The following is a 22,851-nucleotide window of genomic DNA, read 5'->3' as shown; positions in this document are numbered from 1 at the left end:
AATGTCAAACCTAATCTATCAATCCCAAAAACCAGAATCATCCCTTTCAGATTACGTTGAAAGTTTTTGGATGCTGGATAACCCGTCGGAAAATAAGGAAGTGATTCTTTTACCCGATGGCAGGATCGATCTTATTTATTCTCAGTCTGCAAAAGAACCGTTTCAGGCTGTCTTATTGGGAATCGGCACTCATCCCGAACAAATCGTTATTGCAGAAAAAACCAAGATTTTTGCGGTAAGCTTTAACTTGTTGGCAACAGAATACATCCTCCATCAAAGTGTTTCTAAATTATTAAACAGTGCTCAAGTTTTACCAACCGATTTCTGGGATTTCAATGTTGATGATTTAAATGATTTTGAAAAATTCTGCGAAAAAATTTCAATTAAAATTCAACAGGAACTTACCCAAAAAATTGATGAACGAAAACTAAAGCTGTTCGATTTAATGTATTCATCAAAAGGTAATTTAACGGTAAAGGAACTTTCCGAAAAAGTAGTTTGGAGTGAAAGACAGATCAACCGTTATTTTAACCAGCAATTTGGAATTTCTTTAAAATCCTATTGTGGAATTCTCCGTTTCAGAGCTTCTTTTCAGCATATCAAAGAGGGAAAATTATTTCCTGAACAGAATTTTACTGACCAGTCTCATTTCATCAAAGAAATCAAAAAACTTTCGGGATTTCTTCCCAAAGAACTCAATCAAAACAAAAACGACCGATTTATACAATTTTCCGTACTGCCTGAAAAGTAATTTTGTTCCATAAAATTTTAAATTATGGTGATACAAAATAAAAAAATAGCCATCATTGGCGGTGGTCCCGGTGGATTGACTTTAGCAAGGCTTTTACAGTTAAAAAACGCAGAAGTAAAAGTCTATGAACGAGATGAAAATAAAGACGTCCGTGTACAAGGCGCAACCCTCGATCTTCATGAAGAATCAGGTTTAGAAGCTCTTCGCAGAGCGGGACTGATTGATGAATTTAAAGCTAATTATCGCCCTAATGCAGGAAAATTAAAAGTTTTAGATAAAAATCTGAATGTTTTTCTTGATGAACATGCTTCGGAAGATTCGCATTCCGAAGACCGTCCTGAAATCGACAGAGCACCGCTGCGAAAGATATTACTGAAGTCTTTACAACCTGAAACTGTAGTTTGGGACAGTCAGTTTGTTTCTATGGAAAAAGAAGGTGAAGGCTGGTTGCTTCGTTTTAAAAATAATACAACTTATTCTGCTGATATTGTGATTGCTGCAGACGGAGCCAATTCTAAAATCCGACCTTATCTCACGGATATTAAACCAATTTACTCAGGAATAACGATGGTTGAAGGAAATATTTACAATGCAGAAATCAACACTCCAAAACTTTGGAAATTGGTGAATGGCGGGAAAATCTTTGCTTTAGATGAAGAAAAATCTTTGTTGTTCAGTACAAAAGGTGACGGAACATTGACTTTTTACACAGGCTGTAAAGCCGATGAAAACTGGATAAAAGATTGTGGAGTTGATTTTAAAAATAAGGAACAGGTTTTTGATTGGTTTAAAACAGAATTCAGTTCATGGAATGAGACTTGGCAAGAGTTATTTCAAAGCGATGAAATTTCGATTATTCCACGACCACAATACCACTACCCTCTTGATCAAAGTTGGGCAACTTCATCAAATCTGACTTTGTTAGGCGATGCCGCTCACAGAATGCCGCCTTATGCTGGTGAAGGCGTAAATATGGCAATGCAGGATGCTCTTGAATTGGCTGAATGTCTGACAAATGATCAATTTAAAGATGTAAAATCTGCCATTTCAAATTATGAACAAAATATGTTGAAAAGGGCATCTGAAATCACAAAAATAACATTAGAAAATACAGAAATGCTACATTCTGAAAATGCAATTGAAAATCTCCTGAAAATGTTTCAGGGAGAATAATGTTCAGTATTTTTTGGGATTACAATTAGTTTCGGGGCGGGAGCTTTGCTCCCGCCCCGAAACTTTCCGATTAAAAACAATTTAAAATTACAATTCATTAGTTTTATTTTGTTACAAATCTGTAAATTCGATTTTCAATCACAAATAATTTATGAACATTCAGGATATTTATCAAAAAACTATAAAATTTGCCGCTCAGAAACATACTGATAAAAACCAGACCATTCCCGGAAGCAATCTTCCCTATGTAGTTCATCTCAGCAATGTTGCAATGGAAATTTTGGTAGCTTCACAAAAATCAGAACATTTCGATATAGAATTTGCAGTTCAGGTAGCCCTGCTTCATGATACGTTGGAAGATACGGATGTAACTTTCGAAGAACTTGAAAACGAATTCGGAAAACCCGTTGCCGATGCGGTTTTAGCATTAACAAAAAATGATGATCTTCAAAAAGATAAAAAAATGATGGACAGTCTACAAAGAATCAAAGAGCAACCAAAAGAAGTTTGGGCTGTGAAATTGGCGGACAGAATTACCAATCTGCAACGTCCTCCTTATTTTTGGAAAGAAGAAAAAATTAAAAAGTATAAAGTAGAAGCGCAAATTATTCTCGAAGAACTTCGTGGAGGAAATGAATATCTGGAAAATCGATTGGAGAAGAAAATTCAAACTTATAATCAGTAAAAAATGACACCAACATTTTTCTCTACACAAGAAGAATTCCGTGAATGGCTGGATGAAAACCATCAGAAAGAAACTGAGCTTTTAGTTGGATTCTGGAAAGTCAGTACAAAAAAACTTTCAATGTCATGGTCGCAGTCTGTAGATCAGGCGTTATGTTTTGGCTGGATTGACGGTGTCCGAAAATCGATTGATAAAGAAAGTTACAGCATTCGTTTCACGCCCAGAAAACCGACAAGTATTTGGAGCGCCATCAATATTAAAAAAATGGAAGATCTTACCAAAGCCGGATTAATGACTGAAGCCGGACAAAAAGCTTTTGCATTGAGAAAACCAGAGAGATCTGCAATTTATTCTCACGAAAAAGAATTGGCAACTCTTTATCCTGACTACGAAAAACAATTTAAAGCCAATAAAAAAGCGTGGGAATTTTTCAATAATCAAGCTCCATCCTATAAAAAGGTGATCTTGCATTGGATTACGAGTGCGAAACAAGAAAAAACGAGATTGTCGAGACTGGAAAGGACAATTAAAGAAAGCGAATTGGGAAAAAGAGTTTTGTAATATGCTTGAATTTCTAATCATTACTGCGATTGTTTTTGTAATTTCAAATCTTTACTTTTTTCTATTTTTCAGGAAAAAGAATAAAAATCGAAAATCGAAGCTACTTTTTGCCGTAATCTTGAGTATTACCATTTTATTGAGTATTTTTTTAATTGCAAAAACTCCAACAGCTTTAGTTTATGATACTCTAAAATCTTTTTTGTTTATACTTCTCATAAATATTCTAATTCCAGGTTACTTTTTGATGCTTTTAGTAATAAATTCATTACTTGAAGACATTCCCATTATCAGAGGTTATTTTTCCTATAATACTATATTTTCAGTTCTGATTATTTTTTTCACTATCATTTATTATTTCATCAGCATGTTTTTTATGATGACTTTATCACTGGATTATTTTTAAATAAATCTATTCTGAACAAAATGTTTTCTGATATTATTTATACCTTTGAGTGACCGTTTCAATTAAATAAAAAAACGGAAAATAATCAGATAAACTATGAATATAGAAACATTAGATTTTTGGGTAGGAAATTTCAATAGCGAGGAAAGTTTTTATGAGTTTGTGGAGGAAGATGAAAATTTCTACATGGAAGAAGAATCTGACGAAACCTATATTTCAAAATTTGCAGAATCTCAGGATACGATCTGGCTGGATCATGATTTTGTAGAATATGGCTTTGAAGATGGAAACAGAACGATCTACGAAAAATTTGCAGACTATTCTTTTGCTGAGCAGTGGCTTCCGATTTTAATCAATAGAATCAATGAACTTAACCTTGATTTTGATATTAATTCTATTATTTTTCTGAATAAACAAATTCCAAAACCTGTTTCTGTGGAAAATGATCTTTTTTCTTTGATTTATATTGGAGGAATTGAATATAGTGCTTAAACATTCATATATCCAAATAAATTGTGTTATGTAAAGATAAAATTAGTTGAAAAACACTGTTAAATTATGAAAAGTACATACATGAAAGAAGAATTTGAAATATGTTTTAAATCAGCTGGAGGTTTGTTCGACCCTCAATCTAAAGAAGTCAAAAAACTAGTTGAGTTTTCGAACAATACGATCGAACATATCAAAAGTATTTATACAAAAATGCCTCCAATTTATTTCAATCTAATTAATAATAATTCTTTAAATGCTACTGCGGCAATTTTTAATAATAATTATTTGATCGGTGTGAATATAGGAACTTTCGATATTATTCGGGATCTATTTTTGAAAAATTTATCTTGCAAATCGAATGCGTTATTCAAATGCACGAAACTTAGCCTTGTAAATACAAAAAATGGTTTAGAGTATGATCATTCTTTTGACCCTGATTCTATAATGTTTGATCTAAACTATTCCAAATTACTTTCTCAGCAAACTACTTTAGTTGGTAAATTTGTAATTTATCACGAAATCTGTCATATCTTAAGAGGACATGTTGATTTCATAAAAATTAAACATAATTTACAAATACATGAAGTTAACACTATAATTGACACTAAAATCATCAACACATTGCAAACTTTGGAAATGGATGCTGATAGTTTTGCTACAAATCGATGTCTAAATGATTTTTTTCAAAACCAAAGTATTGATTTTCGAAATGGTATATATAAAGATTTGAAAACCTTTATATATTATTTTAGTTATAGTATTTATTGTTTCTTTAGAATATTCGGCTTTTATGAATTAAATATTTCATGTGTTAAATCTTACTCACATCCACCACCCGCTATAAGAATTTCAATGATACTAGATAATATTGCAACAATATTGATTGAGAAAAATATTAAAAATAAAGATGAAATTATAGCCACAAGTATGCAAGCAACTAGAGATGCAGAAAATGATCTATCGAAAATAACATATTTTAACAATGAATTTTTTCGTGTACAAGAGGTTTATGCAAATCCTGAACTTACAAATTATTTGTTTCAGATTGTTAATAACTGGAAAAATATAAAAGGTGAATTAGAGAAATACACCTTCTCTGAATTGCCCAACTAAAGTAAAACTTTATAATGTAATAGTGATTCATTATCATTTAATTTCAAAATCAATATTTTTTAAGTTTTAAAATAATAACATTTCGTAATTACTTATCAAAGAAGAAGGGAATTTCTTTTCAGTAAAAAATAAATAATCTGATTTTTAATTACTCATTTTTTCCAAGCAATTTTTCTATTAACTTATTTTGTACTTCAATAAGCTTAGCAATTTGTTCTTGATTTTTTAATATTTCTTCAGGAAAATTGTTAATAGTTCCATTATTATCGCCAAGCATTACTCCTCCATTATTTTCGTTATCATGAACATTATTGATGATTGTATCTCCATTTAAAAAATAACTTGGATCAACTTCAAAATAATCACAAACTTTCTGCATAAAACTGAAATCTATTCTTTCAACCATTCCGTTTTCCATCTTACTCAAGGTTCCTTGAGAAACGTCTAACTTATATGCAAGTTCTTCCTGAGAAATATTTTTTCTTTCTCTAAGTCTTTTTATTTTAAAGCCTACACTATTCATTCTGTTAAAAAATTTAACCATAAAGATAATTCTTTTTTATAAAATTCTACGAATTTCATTTTATTCGATCTCGAATATCTTTTATTCGAAATCGAATTGTCTTAACCTCTAATTATTCACATTTTTGAAAAAAGTTTTCGCGAAATAACTTTGGTGTAACAAATTATTTTTTAATTTTAATTTCTAAAAACATGAAAAAAATTATTTTATTGGCAGCCTTTGGAGTTGCCGGATTAGTAAGTGCAAAACCTGCGGTAGTAAAAAAATCTGAAAAGCAGACCGAGAAAAAAGAAACAAAATTTAGGCTTTGTGGTGTACTTGTGACATTTTATGATAATCAAGACAATCCAATAGGTTCACAATGGTTTTTAACTGATGCTCCTACATTATCGTCTTGTCAAGCATATCAAACTTTTGTCCAATGGAATTTATCACAGACAGGTTATCATATTACTCCTTAATAAATTATTGAATATGATTTTAAAGAAAATATCACTTGTAATTTTTTTTACAATATTTTTTTTACGTGGATTTGCTCAACAGCAAGTCCATGTAAAATATTATCACGTAAGGTCTGCTATTGCGACACTATATGAAGATTTATACATTAAAGATAATAATGTTATTTCCATTCAGGATTCAGTTATAAATGTTAATTCAGCAGGAAGTAGTACAATTTCTGCCATTAGAAAAAGTAATAGAGTTATTACAAAAAATTATTTTATTTCTAAATTAAAAAATGAAGCAAACATAAAGGATTTCTTTTTTACAGGAATTAGCAAGGATTCGGAATATTTTGTTCACGATGAAGTGGCAAAACCTATTTGGAAAATTGACGAAACAAAAACAAAAAAAATTCTTGGCTACAATTGCATCAAAGCAACGAGTAATTTCAGAGGTTCACAAGTTACAGCGTATTTTACCAAAGAACTTCCGTATTCTGCAGGACCTTTTAAGTTTTTTGGTTTACCGGGACTCATTTTAGACATACGAGAAGATAATAATAATTACAATATCTGGAAAGCCGAAAAGATTGAATTAACAGTAGATCCGAAAATAAATTTCGCACCCACATTAAAAGATTATCCAAAAATGAACATGAAAGAATTTATTGAAATGAAGGAAGGAAGTCAAAATAAAGAAATGGACGCAATTTTAAACAAAATGCCTTCCGGAACTAAAACTGAAAGCCAATATCGAAATATAAGACTTGGTCTGGAAAAAGTTTTTGAGTGGGAAACTAAATGATAAAACAAAAAATGCTTCGAGAACCTCAGCATGACATCGCTAAAAATTGATTGATTAAAAACATTTAGTATTAGGAATGTCATGCTGAGGCTCTCGAAGCATCTGCTTAAAGTTCTTTAAATAAATTTTCTGGAGTTGCTTCTATAAACTCCAAAATATCAAACTTCATAAATCTTTCAATTTTTTCTTTTTCTATAATTCCTAAAAGATTTTTTAGCTGATCTCCTTTTGCTGAAATAGAATGATAAAAAATTTTAATTTTACTACCATTACTATTTTCTACTAATTTAAATATTTCCCTAATATATTGTCGGTCAGAATAATCTAAAGAATGACCCCAAAAATAAAAAGTATATTTATCAAAACTTTTCAATCCATTTGTAGATTGAAAATCTTTTAAGAAAAGATAATCAGTCTCTTTATCCAATTTCTGAAAATATTTAGTGAACTGAAATAGTTTATGCTTTTTTAGTGAATCATGAATATCATCTACTCCTAAAACTATTTTCATTTTATTTAAATTATTAATGTAATTCTCAGAATCATCATTCCAATTTGACACTGCATTTCCATGTACAAATTGATAATAGTTTTCCCTTTTTTTCAATTTAGCACCTATCTCTACAAGAAATTCATTATCAATAGTTACATCACTTTTATAAAAATTTTCGTAGGTTGAAGTGTAATTAAAACTAAAAACTTGATTTACATTTTCAAATAGCAATTTTCCATCCTTCAATATAAAATTTTCTTTTTTTTCTTCCCTAAGATTAATGTAAAATAAATTGATAATGTAAACTATATAATCATTAAATATTCCAATAAATTCCTCTAATGAACTATATAAAAAATTAAAAAAGTCTCTTTCTTTATAATATTGAATATACTTTCCTATGTTTAAAATAAATTTTTCTTGAACAATTAAATAGCGATCATATTCACTAAATATACCAAAAGATTTTAATAATAATGATTGTAGTTTATTTTTAAAATATTCTTTATCTAAATCTATTGGCACAAAAAACCTTGAAACACCACCGATATTCCCAAAATTTGGTTTTTTAAAATCATTTCTATTAAAGCTTTCAAAATATTCTAACACAGAAAGTAAAATTCTTTCAATTTCAGTTTCAAAGTCAATCCAAGTTTCAATTTTATTTTCATCAACCGATTTAAAATATTGAAACCAAGAATTATTTTTTAGTCTTGTTTTAATAGATTGAATTGCTTCAATATCAAAATTAAAATTCTCAATTTGATAAAATTCATTAATCTTTTGATAAAACCATTCATTTTTTTTCTTAAAAACATTACCAAATAGATCTGAAAAGGTAACTGTATTTTTATCAATTGCCAATTTTTCAATTTCGGATAGGATACAAATTAAATGATTATATGATGTAGGTAAAAAATGTCTTAAATCAAAACCATTCCCAAGAATAACAATTTTTTCTTCCATAAATTAATGCGCTTCCAGCCAGTTATTCCCTACTCCAACTTCCACCAACAGCGGAACCTGCGTTTCAATCGCACTTTCCATTTCCATTTTAATAATATTGGTGGCTAGTTCTACCTCATCAATTGGGGCTTCAAACACCAATTCGTCATGAACCTGAAGCAGCATTTTTGTCTGCAGTTTTTCTTTTTCCAGCTCTTTTTGAATTTTAATCATCGCCATTTTTACAACATCTGCAGCACTTCCCTGAATGGGAGCATTCACAGCATTTCTTTCGGCATGAGCTCGCACCACAAAATTTCCGGAATTGATGTCTTTCAGGTGACGTTTTCTTCCTAAAATTGTTTCAACATAACCGATTTCACGGGCTCTGTTTACTTGTTCGGCCATATATAATTTCAACTTCGGATAAGTGTCATAATAGGCTTCGATCATTTGTTTGGCTTCAGATCTGGATAAACCGGTTTGTTCGGCTAAAGCAAAAGCTCCTTGACCGTATAGAATTCCAAAATTAACGGTTTTTGCCTGGCCTCTTTGGGTTTTTGAAACTTCTTCCAAAGGAATTTTGAATAATTTTGCCGCAGTTGAAGCGTGAATATCTTCACCATCCTGAAACGCTTTGATCATATTATCTTCACCGGAAATTTCGGCAATCAGACGAAGTTCGATCTGTGAGTAATCGGCAGAAATGATCTTCTTCCCTTCCGCAGAAACAAACGCTCCACGAATTTGCTGGCCTCTCAGCGTTCGGATCGGAATATTCTGTAAATTCGGGTTTACACTCGCCAAACGACCTGTTGCAGCCGTTGTCTGAGAGAAATTGGTATGAACACGGTTGTCCTTTTTTTCAATCTGTGACGGTAATGCATCAACGTAAGTTGATTTTAATTTTTGATATGTTCTGTATTCAAGAATATGCTTGATGATTTCGTGTTTTGAAGATAACTTTTGAAGAACATCTTCCGAAGTTGCATATTGACCTGTTTTTGTTTTTTTTGCTTTCGGATCGAGCTGCATTTTCTCAAATAAAATTTCACCCAATTGTTTCGGTGAATTCATGTTGAATTCTTCTCCGGAAATTTCAAATATTTTTGATTCTAATTGTCTTAAATCATTCTCAAGATCAATACTTTCCTGAGCCAGCCATTTTTCATCTAAAGAAATTCCTGAAAGTTCCATTTTTGCTAAAACTTCCATTAAAGGCATTTCGATATTAAAGAATAGTTCTTCTAAATTTTCCTTTTTTAATTGAGGTGCAAACAACTCATACAACTGGAAAGTTACGTCCGCATCTTCTGCTGCATAATCCGTTTGAGTTCTTAAATCCGCATCTCTGAAAGTTCCCTGATTTTTTCCTTTTTTACCGATAATCGTTTCGATGGAAACAGGTTTGTAATTTAAATAAACCTCTGAAAGATAATCCATTCCATGTCTTCCGTCCGGATTTAAAAGATAATGCGCGATCATCGTGTCGAACATCGCTCCTTTTACCGTAATATCATATTGTTTCAGGATTTTATAATCGAATTTTAAATTGTGAGCTACTTTCAGTAAATCCTCTTTTTCAAAAAACGGTCTGAAAATTTCCAACGTCTGCAAAACTTCACCTTTATCCTCTGACAACGGAACATAATATGCCAAACCTTTTTTATAAGAGAAGCTCATTCCGACCAATTCGGCTTCCAGCTCGTTTAAAGAAGTCGTTTCCGTATCAAAGCACACTACTTTTTGATTCAATAAATTCTGAACTAAGATTTTCTGAGCTTTCGGATTATTTACAAACTGATATAAATGATCGTTTTGTTCGATGCTTGATTTTGAAGAAGTTGCCTGATCCAGTTCTTCATACGTCGCAAAAAGATCAAGCTGACCAACCGCCTGAGAAACTTTTTGCTGAGGAGTTTCTGTTTCAGTTACAGTGACCTGAACTTCAGCAACAACAGTCGTTGTAGTAACAGCCGGAGCAAATGCTCTGTAAAGATTTTCGTATAACCTTGTAAATTCTATCTCTTCAAAAACTTTTTTTGCCTGCTCAAAATCAGGTGTTTCGAGGTCGTATTGTTCCTGATGAAATTCAATAGGGGCATCACAAATAATGGTTGCCAGTTTTTTAGATAAAATTCCGCGTTCTGCAGAGGCTTCTATCTTCTCTTTAATCTTCCCTTTAAGTTTATCTGTATTCGCTAAAAGATTTTCAATGCTTCCGAATTCTTTCAGGAATTTCATGGCTGTTTTTTCTCCAACGCCATCCAATCCCGGAATATTGTCAACCGCATCTCCCATCATCGCCAAGAAATCGATTACCTGTTTCGGATCTTCAATTTCATATTTTGCTTTGACTTCTTCAACTCCTAAAATTTCAATATCTCCGCCTTTTAAACCCGGTTTATACATTTTAATTTTATCCGTAACAAGCTGTGCAAAATCTTTATCAGGCGTTACCATGAATGTGGTATATCCTTCTTTTTCAGCTTTACAGGCAATGGTTCCGATGACGTCATCTGCTTCATATCCTTCTACTCCAAGGTATGGAATATGCATCGCCTCCAAAATCCTGTGAATATATGGAACTGCAATTTTAATAGCTTCCGGAGTTTCGCTTCTGTTTGCTTTGTACTCCGCAAAGTCATCTGTTCTTACACTCGCCTGTCCGACATCAAAAACTACTGCCAAATGTGTTGGTCTTTCTCTTCTTATCAATTCGATCAAAGAATTGGTAAAACCAAAAATCGCAGAAGTATCCAATCCTTTGCTGGTAATCCTCGGGCTTCTGATTAATGCGTAATATCCCCTGAAAATCATCGCATAAGCGTCGATGAGAAATAACCTTTTATCTTGAGTTGCGTCCATATTTTCCATAAGGAACAAATATAAGAAATTACAGTCTTTTCTTTTGTCTTAAAACAAAATTTGAATATGATTGTAATGAATGAAAAAGAATAGTAAATAAAAAAAGACCTCATTCCTGAGATCTTTAATGATATAAAATATTTTAATCTAATTCTGCTTTTGAAAATAAATCCTGAATCAACATTTCATCTTCGCAGGCATTTTTGAAATCTGTAATAAATTCTTTCAAGCTTTCGGGGTTTGAAGAATACGCACAAAACATGTCGGCTTCGGGATCAAACTTGATATCTTTTGACAGGTTGGGCTTTTTTTCATTAACAAAAACTTTTGCCAAAGAAGTCCAGTCGTAACCGTTGCCTTCAAAACCTTCATCTTTCCGCCATTCGAAAATATCAGGTTTGTAAGTTCCCGCATTTAGACATACTGAATACGTTTTTTCTGAGGCTACCCAAAAAAACGGTTTGATCGTTGTTTCAAAGTTATAGGCTTCCATACTGTTTTTTATTAATTTTAATTGAATATTAAAGATAATAAATTTCTGTTCTGGAAAGTTTTTTATAACATTTCTTAACTTTTTTAGGAATTAGTTATTCTTTATTCTGAATCAGTTCTAAATTACTATCCTTTAAATTAATCAATTTTATTTAAACATTTAAATTCTTTTCCCAAAGGTTGAGTAGAAAAAGATAAAAAGCTTTTATAATTGGAGTTTGTCAGATTTTCGATTAATTCATACAAGGATTTTCCAACTTTTCTGAATCCAATTCCTCTAAAATCAGATAAATATATATCAAATTCATCTTGATCAGTCTCTGATTCATAATCCCAAAAAAGATATAGTCCATTGTCGCTCGAAGCAAATGGAAATAATCTTTTTAATAATTCAGGAGAACCATCCGGTTCTATATCAAACCAAATATCATCATTATTAACATCGTCAATATAAGTACTTTTAATCTCTTTTGTTCTCACAAATAAAGAATCTCCATAATCTCCCATCGGTAAATAAATATGGAATTCTTCTAATGTTAAGCCATATCCATATTTTAAAACAAACTTTTTATAAGAATCTGGAAATCCTTTCCCATTAGGAAATTTATAATTTTCCAGTTCTTCAATATCTCCAAATTCTGTAGGAGTTCCGATTATTTTTAAATTAAATTCTTTATTTTCCATAATCAATTATACACAACATTTCGTAGTTTGACGTAATCCATTGTTTATTTCAGTATCTACAATTACTTTTCCATTTTGATCTATAGCAAACATTGTAATTTTCTCTGGTATTAAATTGTCACCATTATATACTGGTTTTACTTCTACTAATACCGTGTTACCTGCTTTTACGTGATTTGTAATTTTATTTTCAAATTTTGTCATACCTGGATGATTGGTACCATCAGTTATTGTCACTAAATTTTTAGGATCTGTACCACTTCCTCCATGATTATTTGCAATTAAATGTCCTCTTTGCTGATGATATGGATGTTCACCGCCTTGCCAACCGGGAGGACTTATTGAGCTGGAAGCGGAAGTTCCGGTTCCTAATGTTGATGTCGTTACTTCTGCAAAACCTCCAGTTGGTCTTCCTAAATGATCAAGATCATAATATTCAGGAAATAATCCAAACTTATCTAATAATTTATTAACATCCCAAACATAAGAATAAAGTTGCATTCCTCCGCATAATCCTAATTTATCTTTTTGAATATATCTACCACTTTCGGGGCTATAATATCTAAATCTATTGTAAGCAAGTTCAATTTCATGATCATAGTATTGACCTTGATATATAAATGGAATAAACTGATCATTTTCTAAGGTTGATTTACCGTAAATATCTAATTCTCTTTCCCAAGTCTTTTCTCCTTTTTCATCATAAACCAATATTGGAGTACCTAAATAATCTGAGATGATACTATACGTTTTATCATTTTGGATTTTAGCTGTTGGATTGAAATTATTTCGATCATATATCCAAGTCACAACATTCTCAACAGGTTCTTTTTCTACAACCACATTTCCATCATCATCCAAAAAAGTTTTCGGCTCTTCCTCAACATCATAGCTCCATTCGTGCAAAAGAACGTTACCATCCCAAATATAACGAGTTATTTTTTTGTTTCCAATTTTTGAAATTCTTCTTCCAAGTGCATCATATTCAAAACTTACCTCTCTTCCATCGGGTCGTTTTACTTTTTGTAACATTCCGTTGGCGTTCCAGAAATATCCCCAATCTCCGGATTCCCATTCCGGATTTTGGATTTCGTCTGGAGAATTTTCGTTAACGTTTGGCAGAATATTTCCTTCCTGTAATTTCGGTTCCTTTAACCAATCTTCGGCGATCGATTTATAATAAGGATGAGCATTTTTTTCTTCGTCTTTTTGATCAGATTTTATATTATTAATTGGTCTTTTACTTTTTAATAATAAATTTCCTTCTTCGTCGTAATGATAAAACCAATTTTTATCGCGCATCAACTTCCCGCCTTTATCATAAACACGGTCGGTTCGTTTTGCGCTTTCATAGAGACAACCTGTTTCGTCAGGATTTTTGTACTGAATTTCGCCATTCGAATATTCTGCAGCAACAAGGCTTCCGAAAGCATCATAATCGAATCGGGTTCTTCCACCTGTCACACGATCTAAAACCTGTATCAATCGACTTCCAGCTGTCCAATGATAATCTTTATGGAAAGCGGTATTGGTTTTATTTACCATTACTTTTTGGCTGATCGGCATTCCGATGTGGTCGAACTCGAAAATACTTTCGACACCACCTGTCATTTCACGGGAAAACAGATTTCCGTTTCGTGAAACATTAAGATTCATTTGCCAAGGTTGGTGAACGTCTTTTGTGGCAGCAGTTACATTTTTGAGCTGACCAAGATCGTTGTAAGAATAATCTATTTCTGCGCCTAGACTGCTCTTTAAGCCAATCAGATTTCCCTGATCGTCATATTCATAATTGATGGAATGTTCACCTTGTTTTTCGCTGGTTACCAAACCTAATTTATTTCTTTGGAAACTTACACTGCTGTTTTCGTTATCGGCTTTCACCAACATTCCCGAAGTATCGTATTGATAAGCTTCCCAAGTTCCGTCGGGATAGTGAGTCTGCGTTAATCTTCCGCCTAAATCATACTCATAAAAAATATTTTTGCCTTGTGGATTTCGGGTTTGAGTCACCAATCCGTCTTTGTCTCTTACAAAGAATTTTTGCTGTCCGTCGAAACCCGTTTCTCCGATAATATCGTCGTTATTATTTCTTTCAAAATGATAAACTTCACCTTTTTCGTTGGTAATGCTCATCAGATTTTCATAGGCATTATATCCGAAAACTAAAGTTTCTTCTTTTTTATAGGTTAAAGCATTTCTACGAACCTGGCGTTTCAGACTTCCCATCGGTGTGTAACTCATGAGCCATTCTGCCCTTCCATCGGTCGCATAAATCGGAAGATCATAAGCATCGTAGCGAAGTTTTAACGGCAATTGTCCCTGCTCATTGACCTCAATCACTCTTCCCATGTTGTCTCTGTTCCAAACCGTTCTGTTTAAAGGTCTTGGACTGAAAATTAACAGCCTTCCGTAATCGTCATATTTCCAGTATTGTTCGCCTCCGATATTGTTGGTTAATCCGATGATTTGATTCCTGTTATTGTATTCATAATGCGTTTCAATTTCCTGTTTTATACTTTTTTCAGGAAGTTTTTCTTCATTAAAATATTCATAATAAACACTTTCTTCTGTCGGATCGGTATAGCTTAATAGTCTTCCTTCCTCATCATAATTCCAGATTTCTGAAGTTCCTGAAGGTGAAAAACGGGCAATAATCTGTCCTAAATCATTGTACTGATAATGATATTCTTCTCCATCCGGCGTATGGAAAATTTTAATATTTCCATATTCATCATAGGTATATCCCTGAACTCTTCCTTCCGGAGTTCCGATCATTTTTAATTCGTTGTGGGAAGTGTAATCGTACCATGTTTCTCCACCTTCACCATCAATCTGCTTGTACACCAAAAGATCTTCATCGTAATAATATCTTTCAGTTTTATTATTTTGTTTTGGATAAATAACTTCTGTAAAGCCTTCTTCATCATTGTAGTTTAAAAAACCTTCCATGAAGCCTTCCAGACCTTTTGTATGAACTACCCTGTCTTTTTTATCATATTCCCAATGATAGCTCATTTCGTTTCTGTTGGTTCTTCGGATCACCCTGTTTTGATCATCATATTCAAAAACAATGGCTTTTTTATGAATATCCCAGACATGACTAAGATTTCCGCGTTCATCGTAATTGTAACGAACCTGCAGATCTCTTTTATTTTTATAACAATAATAAACTTCCGAAACTTTTTTAAGTTCAGGATGAAGAACAGTTTCAATCCTGAAACCGCTTTTAACATCTTTAATACTTTTTAAAACAATATTTCGATCCTGATAATCGTATTCTCTGATCGTTCCGTCGCCATATTCAATGTGAATGACTTTAAAAATACTTCCTTCCGTAATATGGTGAAAACGTTTATAAGTATAAATATCTGTTCCTTTTCGGATGATCCAAATATTATCATTCGGACGGTACTGCCAGATTTTCTGACTTCTGTAATACGTTAATTCTTCCCCAACCTGCGGAACAGGAATCGGCATCGGCTGCAATTCTTCGGGATGAACCCACGCTGCAACCTCATCTTCCTCATCAGGAACAATATAAAGATCATGAGAATTGAAAATTCCGTTTCCTAACATTCCTTTGGTATAAGGTCGGTCGCTGTACCAAATATTTGTCCATTCTAAAGGTGTTCCGGCTTCGATTTCAAAATCATCCCATTCGAATAACATCGCTCCGGAAGCAAAATTTACAGGTTCTAAACCAACTTTACACAACACTCTCGAAACAGGATTTGTTTTTCCGAATTTTCCCTGTAAAAAATGATTAAACTTAGTAACTCCTTTTCCTAAGCTTTTCGTCAAACCTCTCATTAAAGCCATTCCTGCAAAACGCATCAACATTTCTCCCGGCGTATAAACGTGAGGAACAAAAGCTCCACCCACCAAAACAGGACCTCCCGTATTGATCTGAATATATAAACTTGAAAAATTATTATAAAAAGCAAAATATGCCAATGGGTTTTTCTTCGGTTTATCGGGCATTGCAGGAAGCATTGTCATTCCGAAAGGTAATCCCATACAAGTAAGAACCTGCTGCGGTAAATTTCCGCTCATTTTACTTCCCTGTCCTAAAACAGTTTGTGCACCATAATACACTTCCCCTTCATGCGGAGCTTCCTGTGGAAACGGAATTGTATAAACCGGAATTAAAGAAGTAATGTGTTTAAAAGGGATCACAACACCCATTACGGATGTCGTTGTTGTGGCTTTGTGTCTTCCGTGGACATATATCGAACCTCCCATCGGAATACCTTCCGGAAGATCTGGTTTTAAATTTCTGATAAATTGCGGAATCGGAATGGTGAATTTGATATAATCCATCACGTCAAAGACGATCCCAATAAATGGATGTGGCAACGGCAACGGAATCAACATAAATGATGGCGGCGGCGGAATCAAAGTCCAGTGGATATCAATCGCCAATACAATATCAAAATGTTTACTCGTATGCTGAAATGCAGTTGGTGTAATTGCAGGAGTATTAACCTTGATTAATTTAATCTTACTTTTTGGTGAAGCATTTTCTGCGGTTACAGAAGTTCCGCCTCCGCCTCCATCACTGCCTGATTTTGCCTGATCACTGTCTCCACCAACTACAGACTTTACCATAGAAACGGGATTCAGGGAGTCGAAGTTATTTTTCATTCCGTTTTTCCAGCCTTGGGTTGTTTTTTCCATGCTGAAAGAAGTGACGTCCGCAGAAACACTCAGAGACCGATCCGGATTCATATCTGGCTTTGCAACCTTTATCTTTTTTATATTTTTATTTTGATCTGCCATGATATTTTTAATTTGAGGTTAACTATATTTTGGCTTTTCAACACTTACTTTCCAATCCTCACCAAAATAATTTTTCATTTCGTTATCTAATGTTGTTTTTTTGTCTTTATCACCTTCATATTTAATAAAAAGCATGGATGCTACAAATTTCAAACTGCTTGATTCTCTTGTTGAAGGCTCCATTAATTTTGCTATATCAAGGGATTTTTCGAAATATTCGATCATTTTATCTTTTGTTAACAGCGTATCATTCAATGTTCCGATGATTCTGTAACATTCGATTGCCATTGCATATTCGCCGATTTCCTGAGCTACTTCTGCGGCTTTTTCGAAAGCTTTTTCTGCCTTTGATTTTTTTGAATTTCCCAATAAATAACTTCCGTAGTTCATGTACATCTGAATTTCCAACGATGAATTGGGTTCTACTTCTTCAAATATTGTTCGATAAGTATCTTCTGCTCTTTCCTTTTTTCTGTCTGCGATAAAAGTCTGAGTCAGCATAAAATAGGCAGAAATCTCTCCTTGTTTGTTTTTTTGTTCTTTGGCTAATTTTACGGCATTTCTCAATGCAAATTCGGCTTCTTTGAATCTTCCTTTACTTAAATGATTGCTTGCTGTAAGGATCTGTTGCTGAAAATCTGTATCTACACTGTTTTTCTTGCGATTGGTATGAGCCGCAGTGTTCTGCATCAACTGATGAATGTCTACCTCAACTCTGAAACTGTGCGCCGAAGGGTTTTCAGGCAGGGTTTTATAAGTATGATGTTCTGTCCAAATCAGTTTAATATCTTGATTTCCCGAATTTTCGCAAAGCTTACACCAATCTTTTATCCAGAGTGACAGTTCTTCAATATCACTGATTCTGACCGGAGCGATGTATAAATAGATCTTGGAATTTTTAAGATTAGGAAAGTTCTTTTTTAATTCTAACAAAGGAAAAAATGCTTTATATGCATCTGTTTTAAACTTTTCATCAGAGACATTCAGTTCCCATTGAGGAATATTTTCTTCGCTTTTTTCCAGTAATTCATAATATTCTTTCCAATCATCCAATAAGATCCGTCCGAAGGAATCCATCCCGTTAAATTCCTGATAATGAATTAAAAAAATATCTTCCCCGTCATAATCTTCAGACAATCTTGATTTTATAAATCCATCAAAAAGATCGGTTTCATGTTTTTCGCCAAGACAGATGAACATTGGCTTTTTATCGTTTGCTTTGACGACGTTTTGCCATTGCCTTTTTAATTTCACCAACTCCAAATCTACCGGATTCATTAGCTTTACATTAAATTAATTCAATTTTACAGTTCCGCTTACTATATTGGTTTCACTTCCGCCTCCGATGTTGATTTTTGCACTGCTCAAATTTGCTTCGGTTTTTGCACCCATTGACAGCGTCGTTGTTCCAATATCCAAAGTGCTTGATTCGATGCCGATTCCTGAAGTAGGATCACCACCTTCCTGACCAACGCCGATTCCGACACTTGCCGTTCCGCTAACTCCGATATTATCGCCCTGAACCATGATTTCTTTTCCTTTAATCACAATATTTCCATCTTTATCCATGAAAATAGAGCTGCTTCCGCAAGTCAGTGTGATAGAAACTTTACTTTCAACACTTATTTTTCCGGCTCCGTCCAAAAACATATTGTTTTGGTCTTTATCTCTTATTGTAATTCCGCCACCGTCGTCTAGGCTTACAGTGTGACCGCTTTTACTGCTTAAACTTTTAATATTATTTCCGGCTCCGCCACCGCCACCAACTCCGCCGTGAAACATTCCTCCCATGACGAAAGGTCTGTCTGGATGTTGATGCGCAAAATTGACAACAACCTGATCACCAACTTCTGGAATTGCCATAAATCCACGGTTTTTGCTTACTTTCTCACTTCCTCCTGCATCGGGAGTCATTACACGGATATATTCTGTTGTGGTAGAACCGTTCTGCCAGTCAAATTGCACCTGAACTCTTCCCTGATTCAAAGGATCTGTATTGGAAATCACCTTTGCAAACTGAGAATCAGCTTTTGGAGTCTGAAATTCCGGACGGGGAATAAAACCTGTATCTGAAGCAATGGCATCGAAAGTTCCTGTGTAATAACCTCTTGCATCCACTTCATGATTCACTTCCAGAATCATTAATTTGGTAAAATAAGACGTCTCATTACTGTCGGTTTTCCGCATTTCGATATCTGCGATGCAACCTGGATATAAAAACGGAACTGTTGTCGTTCCTGATGTTACAAATACATCAGAAGCTTTGCTTCCTGCCGTTCCTTTTTGTGAAGTTTCAACATCCATGAAAGATGCCGCTTTAATCGGAGCAACTCTTAATGAAGGAGTTGTAAAAGTTTTTTCTGAAATTTCATAAGCGCGCTTTGCAATATCAGAAGTGTGAGAAATTTTTGAACTTCCTGTGGTTAACTTTTCGTTTTTACTGCTGTTGTAGCCATAGAAACTTGGATTAACATGTTGTGCTTTCATTCTGATTTTCACATCACTGACGCTGCTTCCATATGTCAACTTTATCGGCTGTTCCTGAGGTGGTAATTTACCGAAATGCAGCACTTCTCCATCATAATAAAACTGTTCTCCATAAGCTTCAGCCATTCGGGCTAAATAATTGTAGTGCGTTTCTTCATATTGAGAACTGTAAGAAACATTTCCATGCTGAGAATCAACCCTGAAGTCGAATTTACCCTGTCCAAGACCTTCTTTAATTACCTGATCAGCAATACTGTTTAAACTGATTTCCTGTGCACCTCCAAAGCTTTGAATATGTGGAGCAGCATCCAATAAAACAGTCGGACTACAACCTGTAAGAACAATATTTCCCAAATTGCCTTTTTCCTGACTGAAACCAACCTCCGTGATTACACCTACAAAACTTCTTTCAGGACCGTCTTCTACATCTTTATATTTAAAAACAACCGTGATTCTTTTTCCCAAAAAATTCTGAGCTTCCTCAAGATTGTGATTTTCTGCGCTTCCCAATGTATCATGAGCCAACATCAGGCTAAATTCATGATGTCTTGTCGCACTTTGTTTTAACTGAAAATTTTTAAAATGCTTTACTTCTTTTCCTTCCACAACAATATCGAGTTTTACGACACGGTTGATCCCCTGAATCTGGCTTTCAGGAATTGCCTGTGCATTGTGTATTTTTGAAGTAGGCTGTTGAGACCAGACTTTATCTTCTACTAAAGTGGGAGAATTGGGCTGCAGTTTTTGATTCATCAACATTCCTGAAGCTCCTGAAACAACACCAGTATAAGCCTGAGCTTGTGCCAGTTTCTGTGTTGTTTTCTGAACGGTTCTGCTTGTTTTTTCCTGAATTTTTTGTGTAGCCTTGTTTACTGCCTCATTTTTTGCCATCTCTTTCATCTCTCCCATTTGTTTTGTCATGGAAGATTTTCCTGTAGGAGAAGGCATTTTTGGCGTATTATCATCCTGAAACATAGCCTTAAGATTTTGATTGATTGTGTGTTTTATTTTTAAATGCTAAAATTTATTCGATAAAAAATCAAATAAATTCTCATTAATCAAATTTCAATTTTAAGCTGATTTTTAATTCGTTAAATTGAAAAAAATGAAATAATTTAGTTTCAAAAAAGAAAAAAACAGAATAGCTGACTCTCTGAGAGCTGCACTATTCTGTTACCAATTTTATTTTTACTAAGATGATTGTAAGGTTTTAATTACTTACCAGGCCATAGACCTTCGAATTTAGAATTTCCGTAATCAATAGTTTCAGCGCTTACGATAAAGCTGATCAACATGCTGTTTTCGTCTACTGCGTCGAAGTCTACCTCATGCTGAATCACATATCCGTTTTCCCAACCAAGAGTAATAAGAGTTCCTTCTTCGTGAGATTTGTTGAAAGTGATTTCACCTGTTGTAGGCTTGTATTTTCCGTTTAGTAAGCTTTCTAAGATGTCTGATTTTTCAGTAGCTTCTACGGTAACCTTAATAAGTGCATTAGAAGGGTCTGAAGCTACTCTACCAGAAACGTCTGTAGATCTTGAAACACTGTAGTTCAGTTTTAATAATTTTTGACCTTCTCCTCCGTTGAATTTTAAGATTCCTCTTGAATTTGCTGCCATGATTTGTAAATTTTAATCGTTAATATTTTGTGATTTGATGTGGTGTGTGTGATTTGTTGAGTCAAAGATATACCACCTATTTTTAATCTGAAAGTTTTTAAATGACTATTTTATTTTTTGTAGTAGTTCTACGATTCGGTGTAGTAATTCTACGACAATAGAAATAATTAAATCCATATTTAATTAAAAATCAAATAATTAAACACTTAAATTTTAATATAATTCTAATAAATTTTCACACATAACAGGGAAATATTAAGATTTAATTAAGAAATTTTTAATGATTGTTAACATATTTTAAATTTAATTTTCAGGCAAAAAAAATCCGGCAAATTTAAAATTAACCGGATTTTTATTTTTTAAAACTTTTCAGATGCTTCGAGACATCAGTATGACATTGCTACTACTAACTCTAATTCTTGATTAAGAAATTAAAATCTTAATTTTTAAATGAATTCAGCTTTTAAATTTACTTATAAGAATCTTTGAATGTAAAATTACTTTTATAAACCCTTGTACTGTCAATTTTTATAGGAAGATCATTAATTAATACCTGGAAGCTATTGTTATCCTCAGCAATTTTTATATCCAATTTAAAATCTTTTGTTTCCTTTTTAAATTCTTCATTTGTTTTCTCCCAATTAAAAAAAGCACGTCCTTCAAACGCTTCTCCTTTTCCGGTTTCCCAGAAAAAAGTAATTTCTTTTGGAATTGCCCTTTCTTTTATTGAGGGATTTTCTACCCACGGACGAAGCATAACTTCTCTCTCGCCATTGTAATATACAGTCTGAACATTAAATAATTTAAAGCCTTTATTATCCGAGTGAATATTCGGTGTCCACTGATAACGTGTTCTGTATTGTTCCCAAAGATTTGGTGAAACATTGGCAATAAACATATCATTTTTGATATCTTCTCTGGTCTGTGAAATTTTAGAAAATAACTTTTCAGCATATTTCTTATCATCTTTTACCACTTCAGCCTGAAATTTCCCCAATTCGATCTGAACATATCCGAAACGCAGCCAGACAACGACCATTCCTTTCGGAGCAAACCCGAAAACGAGATCCCCTAATTTTTTGTAAGCTCCACAATAATTTTCTTTGTCGGTATAAACAAACTCTTTCAAAACTCCGCAATCACTGTCTTCTTCATCTGCATAAGCTCTTCGTACGAAATCTTTAACCTCTTTTTCGGGAAAATCTGCTTTTAAATGATAAAAAGCATCTTCATATCGAGAAAAATAGACAATATCTGCGCCTTTGGGAGTTCCCCGTCTTTCTGTAAATGTTTTCCCGGAATCGCCCCAATTTCCGGATGAACTTCCGTATGGCAAACTGGAATCGTTTCCTTCAAATGTAAAAATCTTATCTTCAACCGGAGTAATCAGATATTTATTATCAGGGTGAGAAATTTCTATATTATAAACAGGTACAGATTCTTTTTCTGGCATAGATTCTTTTTTTGATTGCTGGCAACTGATAAGCTGAAAGATCCCTAACAGCCAAGCCAATATTTGAGTTTTAAAATTC

The 22,851-nt window shown here is 33.5% G+C and carries 18 protein-coding genes; 8 read left to right on the top strand and 10 right to left on the bottom strand.

From position 1 onward, the window contains the following. The first annotated feature begins 1 nt into the window (after position 1). The 6 genes from ABD745_RS03570 (at position 2) to ABD745_RS03545 (ending at position 5,178) form a co-directional block, all read left to right on the top strand. Positions 2–751 (top strand): DUF6597 domain-containing transcriptional factor, encoded by a 750-nt coding sequence (locus ABD745_RS03570; RefSeq protein WP_344825293.1) that lies wholly within the window; start codon positions 2–4, stop codon positions 749–751. 24 nt (positions 752–775) lie between these two features. Next, on the top strand, positions 776–1,924 hold the full coding sequence (locus tag ABD745_RS03565) for an FAD-dependent oxidoreductase (protein WP_344825289.1): 1,149 nt from the start codon (positions 776–778) through the stop codon (positions 1,922–1,924). A 151-nt stretch (positions 1,925–2,075) separates the two neighbouring features. Then, positions 2,076–2,609 carry an HD domain-containing protein gene (locus ABD745_RS03560; RefSeq protein ID WP_344825286.1) on the top strand — a complete coding sequence of 178 codons (534 nt, stop codon included), beginning with the start codon at positions 2,076–2,078 and terminating at the stop codon, positions 2,607–2,609. A gap of 3 nt (positions 2,610–2,612) precedes the next feature. Then, complete coding sequence (locus tag ABD745_RS03555; RefSeq protein ID WP_344825283.1) at positions 2,613–3,170, top strand: YdeI/OmpD-associated family protein; 558 nt, start codon at positions 2,613–2,615, stop codon at positions 3,168–3,170. A 499-nt stretch (positions 3,171–3,669) separates the two neighbouring features. After that, positions 3,670–4,065: an immunity 22 family protein gene (locus ABD745_RS03550; RefSeq protein WP_344825280.1), complete on the top strand. Its 396-nt coding sequence runs from the start codon at positions 3,670–3,672 to the stop codon at positions 4,063–4,065. An 81-nt stretch (positions 4,066–4,146) separates the two neighbouring features. After that, positions 4,147–5,178, top strand: a complete 1,032-nt coding sequence (locus tag ABD745_RS03545) for a hypothetical protein (protein ID WP_344825277.1) — start codon at positions 4,147–4,149, stop codon at positions 5,176–5,178. 148 nt (positions 5,179–5,326) lie between these two features. Here the strand turns inward: ABD745_RS03545 and ABD745_RS03540 are convergent, their stop codons facing one another. Continuing rightward, entirely contained in the window at positions 5,327–5,701 is a 375-nt protein-coding gene (locus ABD745_RS03540; protein WP_344825274.1) for a helix-turn-helix domain-containing protein, read from the bottom strand. A 191-nt stretch (positions 5,702–5,892) separates the two neighbouring features. On the opposite strand from ABD745_RS03540, the gene ABD745_RS03535 reads away from it, so the two are divergent. Continuing rightward, entirely contained in the window at positions 5,893–6,162 is a 270-nt protein-coding gene (locus ABD745_RS03535) for a hypothetical protein (protein WP_344825271.1), read from the top strand. Between the two features lie 13 nt (positions 6,163–6,175). Then, positions 6,176–6,949, top strand: a complete 774-nt coding sequence (locus ABD745_RS03530) for a GLPGLI family protein (protein WP_344825268.1) — start codon at positions 6,176–6,178, stop codon at positions 6,947–6,949. 106 nt (positions 6,950–7,055) lie between these two features. On the opposite strand, the gene ABD745_RS03525 is transcribed toward ABD745_RS03530, so the two are convergent. The 9 genes from ABD745_RS03525 to ABD745_RS03485 all read right to left on the bottom strand — a co-directional run bounded on the left by ABD745_RS03525 (position 7,056) and on the right by ABD745_RS03485 (position 22,772). Continuing rightward, complete coding sequence (locus ABD745_RS03525) at positions 7,056–8,408, bottom strand: AbiH family protein (protein WP_344825265.1); 1,353 nt, start codon at positions 8,406–8,408, stop codon at positions 7,056–7,058. A gap of 3 nt (positions 8,409–8,411) precedes the next feature. Further along, positions 8,412–11,255: a DNA polymerase I gene (polA, locus tag ABD745_RS03520; RefSeq protein WP_344827195.1), complete on the bottom strand. Its 2,844-nt coding sequence runs from the start codon at positions 11,253–11,255 to the stop codon at positions 8,412–8,414. A 142-nt stretch (positions 11,256–11,397) separates the two neighbouring features. Further along, on the bottom strand, positions 11,398–11,748 hold the full coding sequence (locus ABD745_RS03515; protein ID WP_344825262.1) for an immunity 51 family protein: 351 nt from the start codon (positions 11,746–11,748) through the stop codon (positions 11,398–11,400). 137 nt (positions 11,749–11,885) lie between these two features. After that, complete coding sequence (locus ABD745_RS03510; RefSeq protein ID WP_344825259.1) at positions 11,886–12,431, bottom strand: SMI1/KNR4 family protein; 546 nt, start codon at positions 12,429–12,431, stop codon at positions 11,886–11,888. Positions 12,432–12,437: 6 nt separating this feature from the next. After that, positions 12,438–17,213, bottom strand: a complete 4,776-nt coding sequence (locus tag ABD745_RS03505; protein WP_344825256.1) for a DNA/RNA non-specific endonuclease — start codon at positions 17,211–17,213, stop codon at positions 12,438–12,440. 18 nt (positions 17,214–17,231) lie between these two features. Continuing rightward, positions 17,232–18,491, bottom strand: a complete 1,260-nt coding sequence (locus tag ABD745_RS03500; protein ID WP_344825252.1) for a tetratricopeptide repeat protein — start codon at positions 18,489–18,491, stop codon at positions 17,232–17,234. Positions 18,492–18,506: 15 nt separating this feature from the next. Next, complete coding sequence (locus ABD745_RS03495) at positions 18,507–20,675, bottom strand: type VI secretion system Vgr family protein (RefSeq protein ID WP_344825249.1); 2,169 nt, start codon at positions 20,673–20,675, stop codon at positions 18,507–18,509. A gap of 239 nt (positions 20,676–20,914) precedes the next feature. Further along, positions 20,915–21,319: a type VI secretion system tube protein TssD gene (tssD, locus tag ABD745_RS03490; protein ID WP_081986870.1), complete on the bottom strand. Its 405-nt coding sequence runs from the start codon at positions 21,317–21,319 to the stop codon at positions 20,915–20,917. A 469-nt stretch (positions 21,320–21,788) separates the two neighbouring features. Beyond that, entirely contained in the window at positions 21,789–22,772 is a 984-nt protein-coding gene (locus tag ABD745_RS03485) for a DUF2931 family protein (RefSeq protein ID WP_344825245.1), read from the bottom strand. Positions 22,773–22,851 lie beyond the last annotated feature (79 nt).

Origin of the sequence: Chryseobacterium ginsenosidimutans (assembly GCF_039536845.1) — a bacterium.
Taxonomy (GTDB): Bacteria; Bacteroidota; Bacteroidia; order Flavobacteriales; family Weeksellaceae; genus Chryseobacterium; species Chryseobacterium ginsenosidimutans_B.
This window is presented reverse-complemented; position numbering and strand designations above follow the sequence as displayed.